General features: G+C 72.7%; 22 protein-coding genes. 16 read left to right on the top strand and 6 right to left on the bottom strand.

The genetic code is table 11. The features are described 5' to 3' along the window. Positions 1-323: 323 nt before the first annotated feature. The gene (locus ACFVU3_RS21690) at positions 324-776 is read right to left on the bottom strand and encodes an Lrp/AsnC family transcriptional regulator (protein ID WP_390068403.1); all 453 of its coding nucleotides are present in this window, start codon (positions 774-776) and stop codon (positions 324-326) included. Positions 777-912: 136 nt separating this feature from the next. Between ACFVU3_RS21690 and ACFVU3_RS21685 the strand changes: the two genes are divergently transcribed. From ACFVU3_RS21685 to ACFVU3_RS21675, 3 genes are all read left to right on the top strand, one after another. Further along, positions 913-1,842 (top strand): SMP-30/gluconolactonase/LRE family protein, encoded by a 930-nt coding sequence (locus ACFVU3_RS21685; protein ID WP_390068496.1) that lies wholly within the window; start codon positions 913-915, stop codon positions 1,840-1,842. A gap of 160 nt (positions 1,843-2,002) precedes the next feature. Continuing rightward, positions 2,003-2,944: a hypothetical protein gene (locus ACFVU3_RS21680; protein ID WP_390068401.1), complete on the top strand. Its 942-nt coding sequence runs from the start codon at positions 2,003-2,005 to the stop codon at positions 2,942-2,944. A gap of 58 nt (positions 2,945-3,002) precedes the next feature. Then, a complete protein-coding gene (locus tag ACFVU3_RS21675; RefSeq protein WP_390068399.1) occupies positions 3,003-3,125 on the top strand; it encodes a hypothetical protein in 123 nt (40 codons plus the stop codon). A gap of 34 nt (positions 3,126-3,159) precedes the next feature. Here ACFVU3_RS21675 and ACFVU3_RS21670 read toward each other — a convergent pair whose 3' ends face one another. Together ACFVU3_RS21670 and ACFVU3_RS21665 are read right to left on the bottom strand one after the other, a co-directional pair. Further along, on the bottom strand, positions 3,160-3,507 hold the full coding sequence (locus ACFVU3_RS21670) for a VOC family protein (RefSeq protein ID WP_390068397.1): 348 nt from the start codon (positions 3,505-3,507) through the stop codon (positions 3,160-3,162). An 87-nt stretch (positions 3,508-3,594) separates the two neighbouring features. After that, positions 3,595-4,653, bottom strand: a complete 1,059-nt coding sequence (locus tag ACFVU3_RS21665; RefSeq protein ID WP_390068396.1) for a phosphotransferase family protein — start codon at positions 4,651-4,653, stop codon at positions 3,595-3,597. 141 nt (positions 4,654-4,794) lie between these two features. On the opposite strand from ACFVU3_RS21665, the gene ACFVU3_RS21660 reads away from it, so the two are divergent. The 3 genes from ACFVU3_RS21660 (at position 4,795) to ACFVU3_RS21650 (ending at position 6,521) form a co-directional block, all read left to right on the top strand. Beyond that, entirely contained in the window at positions 4,795-5,376 is a 582-nt protein-coding gene (locus ACFVU3_RS21660; RefSeq protein WP_390068394.1) for a sugar O-acetyltransferase, read from the top strand. An 11-nt stretch (positions 5,377-5,387) separates the two neighbouring features. Continuing rightward, positions 5,388-5,942 carry a TetR/AcrR family transcriptional regulator gene (locus ACFVU3_RS21655; RefSeq protein WP_390068393.1) on the top strand — a complete coding sequence of 185 codons (555 nt, stop codon included), beginning with the start codon at positions 5,388-5,390 and terminating at the stop codon, positions 5,940-5,942. A 93-nt stretch (positions 5,943-6,035) separates the two neighbouring features. After that, complete coding sequence (locus tag ACFVU3_RS21650) at positions 6,036-6,521, top strand: NUDIX hydrolase (protein WP_390068391.1); 486 nt, start codon at positions 6,036-6,038, stop codon at positions 6,519-6,521. A gap of 70 nt (positions 6,522-6,591) precedes the next feature. Here the strand turns inward: ACFVU3_RS21650 and ACFVU3_RS21645 are convergent, their stop codons facing one another. Continuing rightward, complete coding sequence (locus ACFVU3_RS21645; RefSeq protein WP_390068389.1) at positions 6,592-6,864, bottom strand: hypothetical protein; 273 nt, start codon at positions 6,862-6,864, stop codon at positions 6,592-6,594. 205 nt (positions 6,865-7,069) lie between these two features. Beyond that, positions 7,070-8,005, bottom strand: coding sequence for a DMT family transporter (locus ACFVU3_RS21640; protein WP_390068387.1), 936 nt, complete (start codon positions 8,003-8,005; stop codon positions 7,070-7,072). Positions 8,006-8,101: 96 nt separating this feature from the next. On the opposite strand from ACFVU3_RS21640, the gene ACFVU3_RS21635 reads away from it, so the two are divergent. Then, positions 8,102-8,992, top strand: a complete 891-nt coding sequence (locus ACFVU3_RS21635) for a LysR substrate-binding domain-containing protein (RefSeq protein ID WP_390068386.1) — start codon at positions 8,102-8,104, stop codon at positions 8,990-8,992. Positions 8,993-9,013: 21 nt separating this feature from the next. Here ACFVU3_RS21635 and ACFVU3_RS21630 read toward each other — a convergent pair whose 3' ends face one another. After that, entirely contained in the window at positions 9,014-9,607 is a 594-nt protein-coding gene (locus ACFVU3_RS21630; protein ID WP_390068384.1) for a TetR/AcrR family transcriptional regulator, read from the bottom strand. 109 nt (positions 9,608-9,716) lie between these two features. Between ACFVU3_RS21630 and ACFVU3_RS21625 the strand changes: the two genes are divergently transcribed. The 9 genes from ACFVU3_RS21625 (at position 9,717) to ACFVU3_RS21585 (ending at position 19,938) form a co-directional block, all read left to right on the top strand. Next, on the top strand, positions 9,717-10,670 hold the full coding sequence (locus ACFVU3_RS21625; RefSeq protein WP_390068382.1) for a TIGR03620 family F420-dependent LLM class oxidoreductase: 954 nt from the start codon (positions 9,717-9,719) through the stop codon (positions 10,668-10,670). 225 nt (positions 10,671-10,895) lie between these two features. Next, positions 10,896-11,795, top strand: a complete 900-nt coding sequence (locus ACFVU3_RS21620) for a GNAT family N-acetyltransferase (protein WP_390068380.1) — start codon at positions 10,896-10,898, stop codon at positions 11,793-11,795. Positions 11,796-11,966: 171 nt separating this feature from the next. Next, positions 11,967-13,031: a response regulator transcription factor gene (locus ACFVU3_RS21615; RefSeq protein WP_390068378.1), complete on the top strand. Its 1,065-nt coding sequence runs from the start codon at positions 11,967-11,969 to the stop codon at positions 13,029-13,031. A gap of 278 nt (positions 13,032-13,309) precedes the next feature. Beyond that, entirely contained in the window at positions 13,310-13,702 is a 393-nt protein-coding gene (locus ACFVU3_RS21610; RefSeq protein ID WP_390068376.1) for a hypothetical protein, read from the top strand. 329 nt (positions 13,703-14,031) lie between these two features. After that, positions 14,032-14,871, top strand: a complete 840-nt coding sequence (locus ACFVU3_RS21605) for a polyphosphate polymerase domain-containing protein (protein ID WP_390068375.1) — start codon at positions 14,032-14,034, stop codon at positions 14,869-14,871. Beyond that, the gene (locus ACFVU3_RS21600) at positions 14,868-15,551 is read left to right on the top strand and encodes a DUF4956 domain-containing protein (protein WP_390068373.1); all 684 of its coding nucleotides are present in this window, start codon (positions 14,868-14,870) and stop codon (positions 15,549-15,551) included. The genes ACFVU3_RS21605 and ACFVU3_RS21600 overlap by 4 nt, the downstream gene beginning before the upstream one ends. Continuing rightward, positions 15,551-17,410, top strand: a complete 1,860-nt coding sequence (locus ACFVU3_RS21595; protein ID WP_390068371.1) for a CotH kinase family protein — start codon at positions 15,551-15,553, stop codon at positions 17,408-17,410. Before ACFVU3_RS21600 ends, ACFVU3_RS21595 begins: the two co-directional genes overlap by 1 nt. A 222-nt stretch (positions 17,411-17,632) precedes the next feature. Next, positions 17,633-18,382, top strand: a complete 750-nt coding sequence (locus tag ACFVU3_RS21590; RefSeq protein WP_390068370.1) for a response regulator transcription factor — start codon at positions 17,633-17,635, stop codon at positions 18,380-18,382. Positions 18,383-18,390: 8 nt separating this feature from the next. After that, positions 18,391-19,938, top strand: a complete 1,548-nt coding sequence (locus tag ACFVU3_RS21585) for an ATP-binding protein (RefSeq protein ID WP_390068368.1) — start codon at positions 18,391-18,393, stop codon at positions 19,936-19,938. Positions 19,939-19,943 lie beyond the last annotated feature (5 nt).

Genomic DNA, 19,943 nt, shown 5'->3' with positions numbered 1-19,943 from the left:
CGGAGATCGCGCACCTGTCGGTCCGCCTGCCACGCAGGGGCGCGGTCGTGCCGATGGCCGGTCAGGTCATGGCGGTCGGGGCCGTGGTGCTGACGAGCGAGGGCATCGTCACCGCGCTCCGCGCGCTCTTGGGCCATCTGGGCGTCGGCCCGGCCGCTCGGCAGCGGCTCCGCGCGGAACGGGCACGGGCTCACCGCGCGGCAGGGCGCGGAGAACCGGCTCCCGCGCTCGCCCTGACCGGACCGGCCGGCCCGACCGCCACACCGGGCGGACAGGGGCCCGGTGTCGCGCCCGGCGTGACCGCCGGGAAGGTGCGGGGAGGCTCACGCCCGATCGGTGAGCAGGGGGGAGAGCGGCCGCTCGAAGAAGGTCTCGAGGACCACCGTGGCCTGGGTGCCGCTCACGCCGTCGATGGCGTAGATCCGGCGCAGCACGTCCTGCAGTTGCTCGGTGGTCGCGGTCCTGACCTTCACCAGCACCGAGGCGCTGCCGGCGATGACGTGCGCCTCCAGGATCTCGGGGAGCGCCGCGAAGTCCTGCGCCGAATCACCCATCCAGGACGTCGAGTCGACCATCACGTAGGCCAGGACGGCGCTGCCCACGGCGGCCGGGTCCACCTCGACGGTGGTGCGCCGGACGGCGCCGCGCTCGCGCAGCTTGCGCACCCGCTCGTGGGCGGCGCCGGCGGACAGGCCGACGGCCTGTCCCAGTGCGGCGTAGGACTGGGTGGCGTCCTGCTGGAGCTGGGCCAGCAGGGCGCGATCGATGTGATCCACAACTCTCCATTCGGAATCTGCTTGCGCAGACAATATCTCATCTTGCAATGTCTGCCTCAGGCCGATTCTCATTCGGCGACGGTGTCTTTCGTGAGGAGTGACCCCTGTGAGCAGTGAGCGCCCCGGGCTGTACGAGATGTTCGACGACCGGTTCCGCACCGGGCGGTGCATGAACGGTGACGACGCGCTGGAGGTCCTGTTCACCGGGTGCCGCTGGGCCGAGGGGCCGGTCTACCTGCCCGCCTGGCGGCAGCTGGTCTGGAGCGACATCCCCAACGACCGGATGCTGCGGTGGGACGAGGAGACCGGCGCCGTCGCCGTCTTCCGCCGCTCCGCCGGACACACCAACGGCAACACCCTCGACCGCGAGGGCCGGCTGATCACCTGCGAGCAGGGCAACCGGCGGGTGACCCGGACCGAACACGACGGCACCGTCACCGTCCTGGCCGACCGCTGGCAGGGCAAGCGCCTGAACAGCCCGAACGACGCGACCGTGAAGTCCGACGGCTCCATCTGGTTCTCCGACCCGGACTTCGGCATCACCAGTGACTACGAGGGATACGTCGCCGAGAGCGAGATCGGCTCCAACAACGTCTACCGGATCGATCCGGCCACCGGCGAAGTGCGTCTGGTCGCCGACGGCTTCGGCGCGCCGAACGGGCTGGTCTTCTCGCCCGACGAGCGGCAGCTCTTCGTCTCCGACACCCGCGCCGGGTTCATCCGGGTCTTCGACGTGCACGACGCGGGCACCCTGTCCGAGGGGAAGGTCTTCGCCGAGGCCGGGGCCCGCGCGAAGGCGCGTTTCGACAACATCCGCTTCGACGACGGCGGCCGTCTCTGGGTCGCCGCGATGGACGACGGCGTGCACTGCTACGACCCCGACGGCACCCTGATCGGACGCCTGAACGTCCCCGAGGCGGTCGCCAACATCTCCTGGGGCGGCGCCAAGCGCAACCGCCTCTTCATCACCGCGGAGACCAGCCTGTACTCGGTGGTCATGGCCGTCACCGGCACCCACCCGACCGGACCGGGACGTCGGCCCTGGCTGGACCCGGCCTCCCGGTGACACTCCCGGTCCGGATCACCGCCTCGGGATGAGCGTGGGCGCGGCGCCTCCTCGCAGGCGTCGCGCCCCCGGCGGGCCGAGGCCCCCCGGTGCGCCGGTGCGCCGGTGCGCCGGCGACCTGCGACGGGGGCGGGACGACGTTCGAGCGAAGGGACATGACGTGCGCGCACGGGGCATCAACTACGACACCGGATTCCTCCCGGGAGAAGAACTCTCCCGCAAGAGCTTCACCCCCGAGACGGTCCGGCACGACATGGACGTGATCTCCGGGACACTCCACTGCGACGCCGTGCGCATCTCCGGACGCGAGCCCGAACGGCTGAGCACCGCCGCCCGGCATGCCGCGGACGCGGGCCTGGAGGTCTGGTTCGCCCCCTTCCCCGTGGACCTTCCACCCGACCGGCTGCTCCCGTTCTTCGCCGACTGCGCCCGGCGGGTCGAAGCCGTGCGGGAGACCGGCGCCGACGTGGTCTTCGTCGCCGGCTGCGAGATCAGCGCGTTCTGCGGAGGATTCCTCCCGGGCGCCACCTACGGCGACCGCCTGCGGACCATGGCCGCGGCCGACCTCGCGTGGTGGTCCTCCCTCGGGCCGATGCGGGAGCGCCTCGACGCGTTCCTCTCCCGGACCGCCGCCACCGTCCGTACGCACTTCGGCGGGCCGGTCACCTACGCCTCGGCCCCCTGGGAGTCCGTCGACTGGGGCCCCTTCGACCTCGTCGGCGTCGACGCCTACCGGGCCTCCTTCAACGCCGACGGCTTCCGGGACGAGCTGCGCCGGCACCGCGCCCATGGAAAGCCCGTCGCCGTGACCGAGTTCGGGACGTGCGCGTACCGGGGCGCGGGGGACCGCGGTGGCATGGCCTGGCAGGTGCCGCCCGGCGCGATCCTGGACGAGGACGAGCAGGCGCGCTACCTCACCGAACTCCTCGACGTCTTCGAGGAGGAAGGCGTGGACACCGCGCTCTGGTTCACCTTCGCCGGCTACAGCAGGCCGGGGGAGCGGGACCTCGGCTCCTACGGCGTCGTCCGGATGCTCGACGAGACGCGCTGGGAGCCGAAGAAGGTGTTCCACACCATGGCCGCCAGGTACCGGCGCGGGTGAACGGCTCGGGGAGCCCGTCGGCACGACCCCGGTGGCTCATACGAGTTCCGCGTACCGAATGCGCGCCTGGGCCCGCAAGGACGCCGGCGCCCTCGACGAGATCGGGGACGACGTCATCACCGACCTCGACTCCGACGACAACGCCTACGCCTACGTCTCCTCCGTCGGCATCAGCGCCTGACCCCGGCCCGCCTCCGGGCGAAGCCGGGTGGTCGTCAGCGGTGGCCCAGCACGTTGATCACCCGGCCGTTCGGGTCCCGGACGAAGAACCGGCGCACTCCCCACTCCTCGTCCTGCAAGGGGTGCACGATCTCCGCGCCGCTCTTCCGTACGGCCTCGTACGCCGCGTCCACGTCCTCGACCTCGACACTCATGTCGGGTGCGACCGGGGCGGTCTTGTCGGCGGCCATGAAACTGACCTGGGCCGCCGGGCTGGACGAGGAGGCCAGCGTCATGATCCAGCCGTGGTTCATGACCTCCTCGAACCCGAGCAGGCCGTAGAACTCCCGGTTCTCCCGCACGGCCGACGTCCGGACGTTGGGCACCACACGGCGAACGGTCATCGACGACTCCCCCTGGGCAGGTGGGTTCCTGGGCTCTCCAGGAGTGCTACGCCGGACCCGTCGCCGCCCGTACTTCGGCTCCGCGCCTCAGAACCAGGGGCGGGCGTCGGGCGTGGGCAGGGGGCGCGGCCGGGGCCGCTGTTCGAGCAGGCGGTCGGCCAGGGCGGAGCAGAGGCGGCCGAGGGCGTGCAGGTGGTCGTGGCCGCGGGTCATGCCGGCGACCGCGTTCAGACGGTGGACGAGCCGCTCGCGGGCGGAGGCGTGGCCCCACGTGAAGTCCTCGGTGACCACCCGGGCGAGCTGGTCGACCGTTCCGCGATGGGCCCGTTCCACGAGTGCGTCGCCCTGGATCAGCCAGCCGGCGCACGCGTCGGCGAGGTCACCGGGGACGTCCTTGCCGGTGAGGCCGCGCCAGGTGGTCCGGTAGACGTCCTCGACCTCCGTGAGCGGGGCCCCGGTGACCGACAGGGCGCACCAGCAGGTGGGGAAGCCGATGCGGAGGTAGGCGAGTTCGACCAGGCCGTTGCCGAGCGAGGCCCGCTCGAAGTCGACGAAGCGGACGCCCTCGGCGGTGCGCAGGTCGTTGCCGGGGCAGGGGTCGCCGTGCAGCAGCGCGTGGTGCGGGGTCGGGTCCAGCCGCTCCAGGAGACCGGCCAGTTCATGGGGAACCCTGGGCGGAACGGGCACGTCGAGCGCCCTGGCCAGGGCGAGGAAGGACTCCGCGTCGCCGGCCGTCGGCCCCGGCCAGGCCGGGAGCGCGCCGGCGTCGGCGGGACCCGTCAGGGCGTGGAGCCGGGCGAGCGACTCGGCGTACCCCGGCAGCCAGTCGTCCGTCCTGCCGAGGTCGTCCACGTGCTCGAGGACCATCGTCCGGGAGGACGGGTCGGTCGCGAGCACCGCGGGGGCCACGGCGGGTCCGGCGGCCCGTCCCGCCAGGCGCAGCCCGGTGACCTCCCGCGCGAAGCGCGCGCTCGCGTCGGCGCCCGCGTCCCCGGCGTCGGTGATCTGCTTGACGATCACGAGCCGCCGGTCGGCCAGCCTCACCCGCCACACCCGTGACCGCGGACTGCTGTCGAGGAGTTCGGACTGCTCGGGTACGCCCACGGCGGAGAGCGGCCCCTCGTCGAACGGAACGCGGTTCTGCATGCCGACGAGCCTATCCGGAGCGCCGGAGCGTCGGACGCGCGAGCGGGCGTCCCGTTCCGGCCGAGGCCCCGTCCGACCGACCGGGCAGCCGCGAGCGAGGTGAGTGTACGAACGTACCTTCCGGGGTGTACGGTCGTACGCATGGTGACCGACTACTTCGCGGACGACCCGCGCACCCAGCTGGAGCGCATGCGGGCGGGCGACCTCTACATCGCCGACGACCCCCAGATCGCGGAGCGCCAGCGGCGCGCGATGCGGCTGGCCGCGCGCTACCAGGCCGTCTTCCTGGAGGGGCCCGGCGAGGCGCGGGCGGTCCTCGGGGAGCTGCTCGGCTCGGTGGGGGAGGACGTCGAGGTGCGTCCGCCGCTGTACGTCGACTACGGCAGCAACATCACCATCGGGGCGCGCACCTTCGTCAACTACCACCTGACGGCGCTGGACGTCGCGGCGATCACGATCGGTGAGGACTGTCAGATCGGTCCGAACGTCCAGCTCCTCACCCCCACCCACCCCCTGGAGCCCCAGCCCCGGCGTGACAAGCTGGAAGCGGCGCTCCCGATCACCCTGGGGGACAACGTCTGGCTCGGCGGCGGTGTCATCGTCTGTCCCGGTGTGACCATCGGCGACAACAGCGTCATCGGCGCCGGCGCGGTCGTCACCAAGGACATCCCCGCGAACGTCGTCGCCGTCGGCAACCCCGCCCGCCCCGTCCGCGACCTCTAGGAACACGCCCCATGGCCACCGGGCACACCGACCCGCAGCGGCGGGAGCGCATCCTCGCCGCCACGCTCGACCACATCGCGGCCGAGGGGGTCGCGGGCGTCTCCCACCGGAAGATCGCCGCACGCGCGGGCGTGCCGCTGGGCTCGATGACCTACCACTTCACCGGCATCGACGACCTGCTCCGCGAGGCGTTCACCCGCTTCGCCGACCACATCGTCACCGTCTTCGACCAGCACCTGGACGGCGTGGTGGGCCCCGAGCAGGCGCGGGAGGCCATCGTCGACCTCGTGCACGCGATCTCCGACGGGCCGCAGCGCGACCTCGTCCTGACCCAGGAGCTGTACACCCTCGCCGCCCGCCGCCCCGAGTACCGGGCCCTCACCCGGACCTGGATGGCCCGCAGCCGCCACCTCCTCGAACGGCACTTCGACGCCGGGACCGCCCGCCAGCTCGACGCCCTCATCGAGGGCCTGACCCTCCACCGGGCCCTCGACCCGGAGCCCCACGCCCGCGAGGTGACGAGCGAGGCGATCCGCCGCATCACCTCCACCACCGCCACCGCTTAGGCGGCGGCCCCTCGGACAGCCTGCGAGGGCGCGAACCTGACACCGCGCCCTCGCAGGCGTACGCCCACCGACGGCGGCGCCTAGGCTGGAGGGATGGCCCCGCTGAACCTGCGTCACTCGGTGCGTGCGATCGTCCTCGACGAGGAGGACCGCGTCCTGCTGTGCAGATTCGCTCTCCCCGAGAGGTCCGTCTGGGCCACCCCGGGCGGAGGCGTCGAGCCGGGTGAGACCCCGTACGAGGCCCTCCGCCGCGAACTGCGGGAGGAGGACGGCCTCGTCCTCGAAGGGGAGCCGCCCCATGTGTGGCACCGGCGGGTCGTGGAGCCCGGCTACGTGCGGGGGTACGACGGAGCCGTCCAGGACTACTTCCTCGTCCGCACCACGGCCTTCGATCCGGACGGGGCGCTCTCGCGCGCCGAGCTGCTCGCGGAGAACATCACGGGATTCCGATGGTGGCGCCTGCCGGAGATCGCCGGCTACCCGGGCCCGGACCTCTTCGGCCCGCGTGACCTCGCCGGCCCCCTGGGCAGGCTCATCGCGGAGGGAGTGCCCGCGCGACCCCTCCAGATGGGGCTGTGAGCGCCCGCGGCGACGGACGCGAAGCCGTCCCGGCGAGACCGGGCGGGCCGGACGGGTTCACCCGCCTCCGTCAGGGCGAGGGAGGCGCTGCCGGGCAGGCCGCGGCCACGGGTGCCGTGAGCAGGTGGACGAGCGCCCCGCCCGCGCCCCGTCCGGCGACGCTGCCCGCGGCGACGAGGCTCACCACCGCGGCGTCGGCGGGTACGAGGCCGTCCCGGCCGACCAGCTGCGGCAGCACGCTCTGCGCGCCGGCGTCGGAGAACAGCTGACAGGCGGGAGCCCACCGGGCCAGGCCGCCGCTCCCGGGACCGGCGTCGAGCGCGGACACGGCGATGAGGGGCACGGCGACGTAGCAGGTGTTGGTGCCGAGCCGGCGGAGGGCGGACGCGGTGAACAGCGTACGGAAGTCACGTATGCGCCAAGGGGATTCGGGTCGCGTCGAGCCTTCCGCGGACGACCGGACGACCGGACGACCGGACGACCGGACGACCGGACGACCGGGCGACCGGGCCACGGGCCGGGGGGCCGGGGGCGGTGTCGCATCGGGCTCACTTCCCCGTGGCGCCGAGCCCGGCCGTGTCCGCCGTGCCCGCGGGCGACGGAGGGCGGGCCCGCCACCGGGTCGCCGCGACACCGGCGAGCACGACGGCCGCCCCCGCGACGACCCGCAGGCCGAGCTCCTCGTCGAGGACGATCGCCCCCAGCGCCACGGAGACGACCGGCAGGAGGTACCCGACGGTGGCCGCGCTCGTGGCTCCCTCGTCCGCGATGAGCCGGTAGCTGAGGTAGAAGGTGAATCCGGTGCTGCAGATCCCGAGGACGGAGACGGCGAGCACCGCCCGCAGGCCGAGGTCCACGGACACCGTGCCGCCGGCCGACACTCCCGGCGCGGTGAGCGCCGCGGCGGCGATCAGCTGGGCCGCCGAGAGGGCCAGGGGAGGGGTTCCCCGGCCGGTCAGCCGGCTTCCCATGTAGGCGAACCCGACGGCGTAGCTCGCCGAGGCCGCGAGCAGGGCGAGCGCGCCCCCGCTCAGTACCCCGGCGGCCTGCCAGGGGGCGAAGATCACCAGCGTGCCGGCGAATCCGAGCAGCAGTCCGCCCAGCCGCACCGGACGGATCCCCCGCTCCGTCCCGACGACCGCGCCGATCAGCACGGACCAGAGCGGAGTCGTCGCGTGCAGCACGCCGGCGAGCCCGGAGTCGACGGTCTGCTCGCCGATGCCGAAGAGGAGGAACGGCAGGGCGTTGCAGAAGAAGGCGGCCACGACGAGGTGGCCCCACGTTCGACGGTCCCGCGGAAGACGCTGGCGCGCTCCCCGCGCCAGGACGAGGAGGACCGCCGCGCCGAGGGCGGACCGGACGAAGGCGATCTGAAAGGGTGTCAATCCGCTGTCGAGCGCCAGCTTGATCCACAGGAACGCCGATCCCCACAGCAACGCGAGTCCGGCCACCCGTACCAGTGGGCCATGTCGGCCGTCCCTCATCATCCGCCTCCCGGCTCGATCGGTCGGCTACGAATCTGCCCGCCGGATCACAACAGGACAAGCGAAAAGTTCTCCGCGACCTTTAAGCTCGGCTACATGCTCGATGTGCGGCGTATGCAGGTCCTCCGCGCGGTCGTCACCAGCGGCTCGATCACCGTGGCGGCCGCGAACCTGGGGTACACCCCCTCCGCGGTCAGCCAGCAGGTGGCAGCGCTGGAGAAGCAGGCCGGGATCCCGCTGCTGGAACGGGTCGGCCGCGGCGTCCGGCCCACGGAGGCCGGCCAGTTGCTCAGCGAGCACGCGGCCGTCATCAGCAGACAGGTCGCCGAGGCGGAGAGCGCCCTCACGGACCTGCGGGCCGGCCGCACGGGGCTGCTGTCGATCCGCTACTTCGCCACGGCGGGCGCCACCCTCGTGGCGCCCGCGCTCGCGCGCTTCCGGCAGGACCACCCCGGCATCCGGGTCGACCTCAGGATGACCGACCCCCAGGACCCGCTGGCCGAGGTGACGGAAGGCCGGGCCGACCTCGCCGTCGTGGTCCGGCCGCGCGACCGGCGGTACGAGGGCATCCGCTTCGTCCACCTGCTCGACGACCCCTACCGCGCCGTCCTGCCCGCCGGGCACCGGCTCGCCGCGAAACGCGTCCTCGACCTGAGCGACCTCGCCGACGTGCCCTGGGTCCGCGGCGACGGTCCGGGCCCCTGCCTGGACACCGTGGTCGACAGCTGCGCCGCGGCGGGCTTCAGCCCGGACTTCGTGGTGGACAGCGAGGACTACGCCACCGCGCAGGGCTTCGTCGCCGCCGGCCTCGGGATCAGCCTCGTCCCTGCCATGGGTCTGGCCAACCGTCACCCCGGAGTCGTCGTACGCAAGGTGCGGGGCCCGGAGCCGGTCCGGGTGATCCACGCGGCCGTCCGGGAGACGTCGGCGGGCCGCCCCGCCCTCCGCGGCCTGCTCGCCGCCCTCCGGGACCCGTCCACGCCCTGACGGCCGCGCTCCGGGCGGGCGTCACGCCCTCCGGCGCGGTGTCCCGTGCACGGCGTCCAGGACCAGGCCCAGCAGGAGCCCGGGACGGCCGGTCCGCTCGTCCTGGGCCGTGGACAGGGCGATCCCGACGACGAGGTGGAGGAGGTCGTCGGCGGTCAGGTCGGCGCGGGCCGTTCCGTGCTGCTGGGCCCGGGCGAGGAGACCGGTGGCCATGTCCAGGATGCGCCGGTGGCAGTCGATCCCCGCCTCGCCGGCCGCATCGGCCAGCAGGGCGCTGCCCATGCCCTGGTTCGCGCGGGCGTGGGCGAGGAAGGCCCGCAGCCATCGCTCCAGGGCGTCGTCGGCGTCCTCCGACACGAGCAGCCGTTCCGCCTGCGCGCCCAGTGTCTCGATCCGGTCCGCGAGGACCGCGGTCAACAGGGCGGAGCGGTCGGGGAAGTGGCGGTACAGGGTGCCGGGGCCCACCCCCGCCCGGCGGGCGATCTCGTTGAGGGAGGCGCCGGGCCCGGCTTCGGCGAACACCTCTCGCGCCGCCGCCACCAGACGCTCCCGGTTGAGCCGGGCGTCCGTGCGCCGCGGAGGTCCGGCCGGAGTCCGTCCCTGGCTGTTCGTCATCGTCCCGCCCTTCGGTCGGCTCCCGGGATGGCGAACCGGAGAGGTTCTCCGTAGGGTAGCCGGAAGAAAAACGGAGAACCTCTCCGGAACGCTGCTGAAGGAGTGACGGATGACGGACGACACGCGGACCCGGCTCGGCCGGGTCGGGATCTGGACCTTCGCCTACGAGGGACACCCCGCCGGACGCGTACGGGAATCGGCCGCGGAACTCGAGGAGTTGGGGTACGGAGCCATCTGGCACGGTGAGGCGTTCGGCCGCGACACGGTGGGACAGGCGTGGTTACTGCTGGCGGCGACCCGCCGGATCACCGTCGCGTCCGGCATCGCCAACATCGCCTTCCGCGATCCGATCGCCATGGCCAACGCGACCCGCACCCTCGGGGAGGCGTTCCCCGGACGCTACCTGCTCGGCCTGGGCGGGCACCGGGTCGACGACACCGTCCACGAGGTGGACGGCTACCCCGTCCCGGCCCGGGGCAGGGCGCTCGCCACGATGCGCGCCTACCTCGACGCCATGGACGCGACCCCCGCCCACGGCCCCGTACCCGACCCGGCTCCCCGCCGCGTCCTGGCCGCCCTCGGCCCGAAGATGCTCCGGCTGGCCGCCGATCGCACCTGGGGCGCGCACCCCTACTTCGTGCCTGTCGAACACACCGCGCTAGCCCGGACGATCATGGGGCCGGACGCCTTCCTCGGAGTCGAGCAGGCCGTGGTCCTGGACGCCGACCTCGGCCGGGCCCGGGAGGTGGCCACGGCACACGTCGCCGGATACGTCGCCATGGCGCCGCACCAGCAGGCCAACGTCCGGAGGCTCGGCTTCGGCGACGAGGACGTCACCGGCGGCCCGAGCCGCCGGCTGGTGGACGCGATCGTCGCCTACGGCGACACCGAGGCGATCCGCCACCGCGTGCGGGAGCACCTCGACGCGGGCGCCGACCACGTCTGCCTGCAGGTGCTGAGCGCCGATCCGGCCGCCCTGCCCGAGCGGGAGTGGCGCGAACTCGCCTCCGCTCTCGTCTTCCCTTCTCCCGCATCGGACACCCGCCGGAGCAGGGTGAGCTGACGCCCTCTCAGGGGACCGCGGACCGCCCTCCCCGCAGGAGCGGCGGTCATCCATGGACGGCCCGCGGAAGATCACGTACTGTGTGGCTCCACGCCCTGAGACAGACGGAAGGAGGCGAGTGCCGTGCAGTTCACACTTTTCCAGCGCTCCCTTCTCCGCTGCCCCGGCGTGGCGCGTGAGATCTGACCGGGAGCGCTCCAAGCAGCCTGTATCCCGGAGGAATCCATGACCGATCTGGTCATCCGCACGCTCTCCGCGAGCGACGCACCGCTCTTCGACACCCTTCCCGACCCCCTGGGCGCCCGTGAGGGCCATCGGCGCACCCAGTTCCGCCCCGAGTGGAAGCGCGTGGCCCTGCGCGACGGCGAGGTCGTCGCGCGCGGCGCCTGGTGGGGCGGCCCCGACGACGCGGAGCCCGTCAACATCAACTGGTTCGACGTGGCCGAGGGCGAGGAGGAGGCCGGGGCCGAACTCCTGCGCTCCGCCCCCTGGCAGGTCGAACTGGAGATCAACCTGCCCGGCGGCTGGCGGGACGAGCCCGGCCGGCGCGCCGCCGCCGAAGCCCGCTTCACCGCCGCACGCGCCGCCGGGTACGAACTCCTGGTGGAACGCTTCCTGTACCACTGGACGCCGGAGCGAGGTCTGCCCGAGCGGCCGGGACGCCTGCGCTTCCGCGCCGAACCCGACGACGCCGTGTTCCTCGACGCGCTGCGCCGGATCCACTCCGCGACCCTGGACGCGCACGCGCTCAGGGCCATCGAGGAGGGCGGCCTCGACCGGGCCGCCCAGGAGGAACTCGACTTCTTCCACTGGTGCCCGTCCCCGCGGGAGTGGTGGCAGCTCGCGCACACGCCGGAGGGCGACCTGGCCGGCATCCACATCCCGGCCCACAACCCCTCCGGTCCGACCATCGGCTTCATCGGGGTCCTCCCCGAACAGCGCGGCCGAGGCTATGCCTACGACCTCCTCGCGGAATGCACCCGCTTCCTCGTCGAGCAGGGTGCGGAGTCCGTCAGCGGAGCGACGGACCGGGGCAACTTCCCCATGGCCGCGAACTTCGCCAGGGCGGGCTTCCCCGTCGTCCGCGAGCGCGTCAACTTCCACCCGGCCGGCCCGACGGCCTGACAAGGAGCACACGCGGCGAGCGGTCCGGGCGAGCAGGCCCGGACCGCTCGCCGGTGGCCGTCCGACGGTCCTCGCTCTCACCCCGCGTCGTCGGTCATGTGGGGGCGAGGCCCGCCGGGGTTCCCGGCCGTCCCGGGCCGCACCCCGCACATGCGGGGATAATGGTGCGACATGGGCCTCACGTTCTTCGACGACAGGCGTCTGGCGGGTGACCTCTACGCGGCGGCGAGCCAGGACACCGGCCCCGAGCAGGCCGGAGCGGGGATCTCGCGGGTGCTCGCCCCCATCGTCGCCCACGACGCGCTGAGCCTGGTGGGGACCGACCCCGCGACCGGTCCCGGACTGGGCAGTTTCAGCTTCTGGCACGACTACGACCCCGCGCTGGTCAGGGAACTCGTCCTGCACCGGCATCTGGGCGGCGGCGCGCGGCGCCCGGCGGTCCCGACGCTCCTGCGGACCCCGGCCGTCGTCCTGGGGGCGGCGACGGACGGCACACCCGCGCCGGACCCGCGCATGCGGGAGATCCTCACCGCCCACGGGGCGAGTTCCGAGCTGCGCCTGCTGCTGCGGGACAGGCGGGGCGTGTGGGGAGCGCTCGGGCTGCTCCGCTGCGCGGGCGTGGCGCCGTTCGGCCAGAACGACGCCGAGCGGGCCGCCCGGCTCGTACCGGCACTGCTGGCCGCCCTGCGCCGGTACGCGACCGCCGGCCCCCTCTGCCCCGAGGTTCCGCCCCTGGCGGCGGGAGTGGTCACCGTCGGCCCCGACCACCGGATCAAGGCCGTCAGCCCACAGGCGCGGCTGTGGCTGGACCAGTGGGCGGCGCACGCCATCCCCTCGTGGGTGCCGGAAGCCTTCCTCCTGTCGCTCTCCCTCGTCACCCGGGCGGAAGCCCGCCGTCAGGGCGGGTCGCTCCCTCTGGTGTGCGCGCCCCCGGCGGCCTGCGGCCGCTGGACCACCTGCCAGGGCCAGGTGCTCGACGAGGGCGCCACAGGCGACGTGGCCCTCGTCGTCCAGGGGGCCACCTGGGACCTCGTCCTGCCGTCCCTGAGCGCGTGGTACTCCCTCACACCCCGGGAACGCGACGTCGTCACGCAGCTGCGCACGGGAGCGTCCGTCAAGCAGATCGCCCGCCGCCTCGACCTGTCCGCGTACACGGTCAACGACCACCTCAAGGCAGTCTTTCGCAAGACCGGCGCCGACGGGCGAGACGAACTCAGCGCGGCACTGACCCGCTGAACCGCCCGGCCCCGGTCCGCCTCGCTGCCACCCGGTCCGCTCTCCGTCCATCCCTGACTTCAGGGGGTCGCGGCGGCACGGATCCGTCCCACCATGGAGGGAGAAGACCGGTACCCACCCGGTCGGCTCGCACGGCGAGGCCGAGACGTTCTCCCTCGTCGAGCCGCCGGCGTGCACGGTCCGGTCCGCCGGAGATCCCCGTACAGGCACGGCGCCCATGACGGGCACGGACATGCCGCTGCCCCGGCGGGATCTCTCCTCACGGGAAGGACAAGGACATGACTCACCACACCCTTCGTGAATCCGCCGCCCGGAACACGGCCGACGACGGCGCGGCGCGGGCCCGGCCCGAGGAGGCGATCCCGTCCGCCGGCGGGATCGCCGGCCCGGCCCTGCTGAATCCGGAGATGGCCTCCCAGTCCTTCGACATGAGGGGCCACGGCGTCTTCGCACGAGTCCTGGACGTCCCCGCTTTCAAGGGGGCCTACGCCATGGTGCTCGGCTCCGCCACGGAATTCAGCCGTGCCACCGACAAGCCCATCATGGGAGACGCGGTCGTCACCCTCCACAACCTGGTGTCCATGGACCGGGGGCAGGTGGGGGTCCGCGTCGGAGTCGGCTGGCACGAGGACCTCGACATCAGGGTCACGCTGCTGTGGTTCATCACCTGAACCCGCTCACCTGACGGCGCGACAGGAGGGGGGCACGGGAGACCGTGCCCCCCTCCACTCGTGCGCGGCGCACTCCCGTGCCGTGCGCATCACGCCCAGTGCACCGTTCGTTCACCTTGCCGACTCCTGGATTACTCCTGGAATCCACCCGCGATTTTCATGGGCTGCTCATCTGCCGTTGGTTGCGTGTGCCTCGCCGGTCGGTCCGCAACGTACGAGCAAGGAGGCGCATGGTGTTCCTGTCGAAGGCAGCCGCAGCGCGTGAGGACCGGGCAGAAGAGGCCCGGGCAGGCGCCGGCGGGGATCGGACGGAAGAGGAGCCGTTGCATGTGGCCAGTCGGCTGCACGCGTTCAACCGGTTCGAGCTGAAGTACCTGGTTCCCGTGGAGCAGGCAGCCGACATCCGCGACGAGCTGGCCGAGCGGATGGACCGGGACCTGCACAGTCCGGTCGGCGGCTACGGCGTGTGGAGCCTGTACTACGACACCCCGCAACTCCGCTTCTACTGGGAGAAGATCGAGGGTCTGAAGTTCCGCCGCAAGCTGCGGATCCGGCACTACGGCGACCTCGGTCAGGTCACCGACGCGTCGCCGGTCTGTGTCGAGATCAAGCAGCGCGTCAACCGGGTCACGCAGAAGCGCCGCATCACCCTCCCCTACGGCGTGGCACGCCGGTTGTGCGACGGCCGGGAGCTGGTGGAGCACTCGGCGAAGGAGAGCGCCTTCGTCCAGGAGGTCCTCGAACTGATCGTGCGGCTGAACCTCCAGCCCACCGCCATCACCGGGTACCAGCGCGAGGCCCTGGTCGGCCGCGACGCCGACACCGGCCTGCGGGTCACCTTCGACCGCCGCGTCCGCGGGCGCGACCGGGACTTCCACTTCGGCATCCCCACGCCGGAGAACCGGTTCACGATCCCACCGCACATGTCGGTCATGGAGATCAAGGTCAACGAGCGCACCCCGCACTGGATCACCGACCTGGCCGCGCGGCGCAACCTCAACCTCGTCCGGATCTCGAAGTACGTGCAGTCCGTCGAGGCGTTCGGCCTGGCCCCGCGTTCGGTCTTCCACGTCGACGAGGCGGACTACCCGCCGTCCACCCCCACCCCCACACCCACCGATGAGCAGTCGGTGCGCCATGACGCGCCGTCGAAAGCAGGAGCGCAGTGAACTTCGACCTCAACCTCCAGGAGCTGAGCGGCACGTTCAGCGTCGCCGACGTCGTCGCGGCGATGGCGCTGTCGTTCATCCTGTCCACGATGATCGGCTACGTGTACCGGTACACGCATCGGAACGTCTCCTACAGCCAGTCCTACGTGCAGACCCTCGTCATCGTCGGCATGATCGTCGCCCTCATCATGCTGGTCGTCGGCTCCAACCTGGCCCGCGCGTTCTCCCTGGTCGGCGCCCTGTCCGTGGTCCGCTTCCGCAACGCGGTCAAGGAGACCAGGGACGTCGGCTTCATCTTCATGGCCATGGCGATCGGCATGGCCTGCGGCGCCCGCTTCTACACCCTGGCCGCCGTCGGCGCCGTCGTCATCTGCGCCGTCGTCCTGGTGATGTTCAAGTTCAACTGGTTCGCCCTCAACGTGCAGCGCCAGGTCGTCAAGGTCCAGGTCCCGGCCGGCGAGGACTGCACCCCGCAGATCCGCGACGTCCTCATCAAGTACACGAGCGAGTTCGAGCTCGTCAGCACCGAGACGATCCGCGGCGGCGCGCTGACCGAGGTCTTCTACACGGTGCGGCTGAAGAAGGGAGCCGAGCCCGGCGACCTGGTCGGCGCGCTCCAGGAGCGGACCTCCGGCCAGCGGGTCACCGTGCTGACCGGCTACGACACCACGGACCTGTGATGACCGGCCCGACCACCGCGCGGCAGCGGCGACGGCGGCTCAAGGACCGGCTGCCCGTCCGGCTGCGCCACCACTGGAAGCCGGGGGCGGCACTGGGCATCGGGCTCGCCGCCATGGTCGTCTTCCTCGGTGACGTGCGGATCTCCCCTTACGTGACGTCCGCCTCGCGCGTCGAGGGGGACCCCATCACCGAGGACGTCAAGGGGACCGTCGGCCTGTACGACGCCACCGTGCCGCACTCGATCCAGCTGACCTATAAGCAGACCGACTTCGACAGGATGATGAAGGAGTTCACGGAGGACGGCACCAAGGACTACATCGAGGCCGACCTCGTGATCGACGGCGTCCACCTCGACGACGTCGGGATCCGTCTCAAGGGCAACTCGACGCTGTCGTCCCTGCGGGGCGCCCGGGGCATGCCCGGCGGCATGCCGGGCGGCGGGCGCGGCGGGGCGGGGTTCCCCCAGGCCGGTACGGCCGACGCCGACGGTGGCGCTGGTGCCGGCGGCGGTGCCGGAGGCCAGGAGGGCCGTCAGAGTCGGCCCGGTGCCGGTGCCGGTGCCGGTGTTGGTGCCGGTGCCGAGGGCGGTACGGGCGGCGATGCCGCCGGAACCGCTCGCGCACCGGGTGCCGGCGGTGCCGCTCCGGGCGGGATGGTCCAGTACGACCTGTCCGCGGACAAGCCCGAGGAGCTGCCCTGGCTCGTCAAGATCGACGAGTACGTCGAGGGCCGCGCCTACCAGGGCGAGCGGGAGATCTCGCTGCGCCCCGGAAGCGAGGGCCAGGTCCCCCTCAACGAGGCCCTCTCGCTCTCCCTGACCGCCAGGAGCGGACAGAAGGCCGAGCGGTTCGGCTTCACCGAGCTGAAGGTGAACGACCGGCCCTCCGTCGCCCGCCTCATGGTCGAGGCCCCCGACACCGACTACGCCGACGACATCGGCGACGGCGACGGCGTGCTCTACAAGGCCAAGGCGAGCGGCAGCTTCACGTACCGCGGCGACGACCCCAGCGAGTACGAGGACTCCTTCAAGCAGCTCAACAAGAAGGGCAGCCAGGACCTCGAACCGGTCATGAAGCTCGTCAAATGGGCGGACCGCGCCTCCGACGAGGAGTTCGCCCGGGACCTCCACATGTACGTCGACGTCGACTCCCTGGCCTCCTACCTCGCCGCGCAGAACCTGTTGCTCAACTTCGACGACATGTCCGGACCGGGCAAGAACTACCTGCTCCGGTACGACCTCGACACCAAGAAGTTCTCCGTCCTGGGCTGGGACTACAACCTCACCTTCAACGGAGACGCGGCAGCCGGACCCGACGACACCATCAGCATGGGCGGCGGGATGCGGGGCGCCATGCCCGCCGGCGGAGGTACCGGAGGCACAGGGGGCACCCGAGATCCGGAAGCTACGGGTGGCACCGGAGGCCCGCAGGAGGGATTCCCGGAAGGCATGCCGGAGGGCATGCCCGAGGGATTCCCCGGGGGCGCGCCCGGCGGGGAGACCGGTGGCGCGGGCGGCTTCCCGGGCGGCGCCGAGGGCGGCCTCCCGCCGATGCCCGGCCAGGGCGAAGGCCCCGGCGGCGAGGGAGGTCCGGGCGGCAGGGGCGGCATGCAGCACGTCCTGAAGACCAAGTTCCTCGCGTCCGACGCCTTCGACGGCGTCTACAAGAAGGCGTACCGGGAGCTGTACGAGACCTTCTACGGCTCCGGCACGGCCGAGCGGGAGCTGAAGGCCGTCGCGGCGCAGGCCCGCTCCGCGGGCGCCGGCTCGCGGGAACTGGACGACGCCGTGGCCCGGCTCACCAAGACCGTCACCGACCGGACCGCGGCCCTGGCCGAGAACGAGGACGTGACCGGCTGAGAGCGTCGGCACCCCGGGCGGCGACTCTCTCGGGAACGCCGCCCGGGGTGCCGGTACACCGGCTTTCTGTGCCTTCTCGCACAGATTCGCTCCCTACCATGCCCCCCACGCCCCTCCCTGCGCCCCGCGCTCACCCCCGCCCCCACCACGTCCGACCGTCCGCCCCACCCCCAGGCCCTTCCCGGTGCCGTTCCGCCTGCCCGCTCCCCGAGGAGCCCGAGAGTGATCGACCAGCACACCCCCACGCGCGTGGCCACCGGACACACCGTCCTGGTCGTGGAGGACGACGCCAGCATCCGCACCCTGCTCACCTCCGCGCTCACGGTGGCCGGCTACACCGTCGCCAGCGCGTCCACCGGTCAGGAAGCCATGTTCGAGGCCGGCAGCAGGCGCCCCCATCTGATCGTCCTGGACGTCATGCTGCCCGACACGGACGGCTTCCGCCTCACCCGCGAGCTGCGCGCCCAGGGCGTCTACACACCGGTGCTGTTCCTCACCGCCCGCGCCGGCGTCGAGGACCGCATCATCGGTCTCAGTTCCGGCGGGGACGACTACGTCACCAAGCCTTTCCACGTCCAGGAGGTGCTGCTGCGGATCCGGGCCATCCTGCGCCGCAGCAATGCGCCCGCCTCCACGGCCGGAGCGAGTCCGCCGCTGCGCTACGCCGACCTCACCCTCGACGAGGCCACCCACGACGTACGGCGCGGAGACCGGCCGCTGAAGCTGTCGCCGACCGAGTTCCGGCTGCTCGCCTGCCTGCTGGCCCACCCCGAACGCGTCCTGGAGAAGGCCGAGATCCTCCAGCAGGTCTGGCAGTACGACTTCTCCGGAGACACCCGCATCGTCGACACGTACATCAAGAACCTGCGCCGCAAGATCGACCGCGATCCGCCCGCGCTGATCCACACCGTCCGCGGCGTCGGCTACTGCCTGCGGCTGCCGCGCGGCGAGACGCCCCCGGCCGGCCGGTGAGCCGGCCGATGCGCCGGCTGCGCCCGCGTTCCCTGCGCAGTCGCCTCGTCCTCCTGGCCGGCCTGCTGGCCACCAGCGCCGTCCTCGTGTGCCAGTTCGCCGGGCTGATCGTCCTGCGCGGCTGGCTCACCGACCAGGTCGACAGCCGGCTCGCCCATTTCCGGCCCCCGGACCCCGTCTACCGGGACATCGCCGCCACCGGAACGCTCCGGGAGCCGGGACCGGACAACGCCCTGCCCTCGGACTACCGGGTCTACTTCTATGGCGGGGACGGAAGCCTGCTGGACACCTCGCTGGGCGGCGGGTCCGGTCCGGGCCCGCGGCTCCCGCGGCGGGCGGGCGACCTGGACCTGGCCGTCGGCCGCCCGAGCACGCTGCCCGCCCACGGCGACTCCGCCTCCGGCTGGCGCGTGGTCGCCTACGCGGGACCCGACGGCACGCGGGCTGTCGTTGCGCTGCCCCTCGACACGGTGGACGGGGCCACCACGAAACTCCTCTGGCTCAGCCTCGCCCTCGGCGTCGCCGTCGCCGCCGGGGTCGTCGTCCTCGGCAACGGCGCGGTCCGCCTCGGACTGCGCCCCCTCACCCACGTCGAGCGCACCGCCCAGCACATCACCGACGGGGCCCTCGAACTCAACGTCCCCGTGACGGACCCGGACACGGAGGTCGGCCGGCTCGGCCTGGCCCTCAACACCATGCTCGACCGCCTGCGCACCGCCCTGCGCCGCACGGAGACCTCCGAGGCGCGGCTGCGGCACTTCATGGCCGACGCCGGACACGAACTGCGCACCCCGCTCACCGCCATCCAGGGATTCGCCGAACTCCTCCTCGACGAACCCGACATGCCCGGCCGCCGACGCCACGAAGCCCACACCCTCATCGCCCACAACGCCGACCGCATGAGCCGCCTCGTCGACGACCTGTTCCTGCTCGCCAAGCTCGGCGAGCCCCCGATCGCCCACCGGGAACCCGTGGACCTCCTCTCCCTGGCGGCCGACGCCATCGCCACCACCGCGATACGCCACCCCCGCCGCACCATCACCCTCGAACCCCTCAGGCACCACCCCACGGACACCGGAGGCGAGCTCGACGTCATCGAGGCCCCCGGCGACCCCCACCAGCTCGCCCAGGTCCTGGGCAACCTGCTGTCCAACGCCGCCACCCACACCCCCGCCCACAGCGCCATCCACGTCCGCGTGGGCACCTCCGCCACCCCCGCGCACGGCGGCCCCGGACCACTCCCGCCCGGCACCCCCGTCTGCGTCGTCGAAGTCGCCGACCACGGCCACGGCATCCACCCCGACGAGGCCCCCCGCGTCTTCGACCGCTTCTACCGCGCCACACCCCCCGACCAGCCCGCCACCACCCTGAGCGAGCCCCCGCGCGAACCGGGCACCGGCCTCGGACTCGCCATCGCCGCCGCCATCGCCACCGCGCACGGCGGACGCCTGGAACTGGACAACCGCCCCGGCGAAGGCTGCACCTTCCGTCTTCTCCTGCCCGACACGACGCCCGCGCCGAAGGACGACCCCCATGAGGCAGAATGGCCCGCATGACGACA

The organism is Streptomyces sp. NPDC058052 (genome assembly GCF_042885515.1).
In the GTDB taxonomy this organism is placed as follows: domain Bacteria; phylum Actinomycetota; class Actinomycetes; order Streptomycetales; family Streptomycetaceae; genus Streptomyces.
This window is presented reverse-complemented; position numbering and strand designations above follow the sequence as displayed.

Excerpts from the sequence above, each read along its gene's own strand:
- ACFVU3_RS21685 (WP_390068496.1), top strand. The coding sequence starts at position 913 with ATGTTCGACGACCGGTTCCGCACCGGGCGGTGCATGAACGGTGACGAC.
- ACFVU3_RS21675 (WP_390068399.1), top strand. The coding sequence starts at position 3,003 with ATGCGCGCCTGGGCCCGCAAGGACGCCGGCGCCCTCGACGAGATCGGG.
- ACFVU3_RS21670 (WP_390068397.1), bottom strand. The coding sequence starts at position 3,507 with ATGACCGTTCGCCGTGTGGTGCCCAACGTCCGGACGTCGGCCGTGCGG.
- ACFVU3_RS21665 (WP_390068396.1), bottom strand. The coding sequence starts at position 4,653 with ATGCAGAACCGCGTTCCGTTCGACGAGGGGCCGCTCTCCGCCGTGGGC.
- ACFVU3_RS21660 (WP_390068394.1), top strand. The coding sequence starts at position 4,795 with ATGGTGACCGACTACTTCGCGGACGACCCGCGCACCCAGCTGGAGCGC.
- ACFVU3_RS21655 (WP_390068393.1), top strand. The coding sequence starts at position 5,388 with ATGGCCACCGGGCACACCGACCCGCAGCGGCGGGAGCGCATCCTCGCC.
- ACFVU3_RS21650 (WP_390068391.1), top strand. The coding sequence starts at position 6,036 with ATGGCCCCGCTGAACCTGCGTCACTCGGTGCGTGCGATCGTCCTCGAC.
- ACFVU3_RS21640 (WP_390068387.1), bottom strand. The coding sequence starts at position 8,005 with ATGAGGGACGGCCGACATGGCCCACTGGTACGGGTGGCCGGACTCGCG.
- ACFVU3_RS21635 (WP_390068386.1), top strand. The coding sequence starts at position 8,102 with ATGCTCGATGTGCGGCGTATGCAGGTCCTCCGCGCGGTCGTCACCAGC.
- ACFVU3_RS21630 (WP_390068384.1), bottom strand. The coding sequence starts at position 9,607 with ATGACGAACAGCCAGGGACGGACTCCGGCCGGACCTCCGCGGCGCACG.
- ACFVU3_RS21625 (WP_390068382.1), top strand. The coding sequence starts at position 9,717 with ATGACGGACGACACGCGGACCCGGCTCGGCCGGGTCGGGATCTGGACC.
- ACFVU3_RS21620 (WP_390068380.1), top strand. The coding sequence starts at position 10,896 with ATGACCGATCTGGTCATCCGCACGCTCTCCGCGAGCGACGCACCGCTC.
- ACFVU3_RS21615 (WP_390068378.1), top strand. The coding sequence starts at position 11,967 with ATGGGCCTCACGTTCTTCGACGACAGGCGTCTGGCGGGTGACCTCTAC.
- ACFVU3_RS21610 (WP_390068376.1), top strand. The coding sequence starts at position 13,310 with ATGACTCACCACACCCTTCGTGAATCCGCCGCCCGGAACACGGCCGAC.
- ACFVU3_RS21595 (WP_390068371.1), top strand. The coding sequence starts at position 15,551 with ATGACCGGCCCGACCACCGCGCGGCAGCGGCGACGGCGGCTCAAGGAC.
- ACFVU3_RS21585 (WP_390068368.1), top strand. The coding sequence starts at position 18,391 with ATGCGCCGGCTGCGCCCGCGTTCCCTGCGCAGTCGCCTCGTCCTCCTG.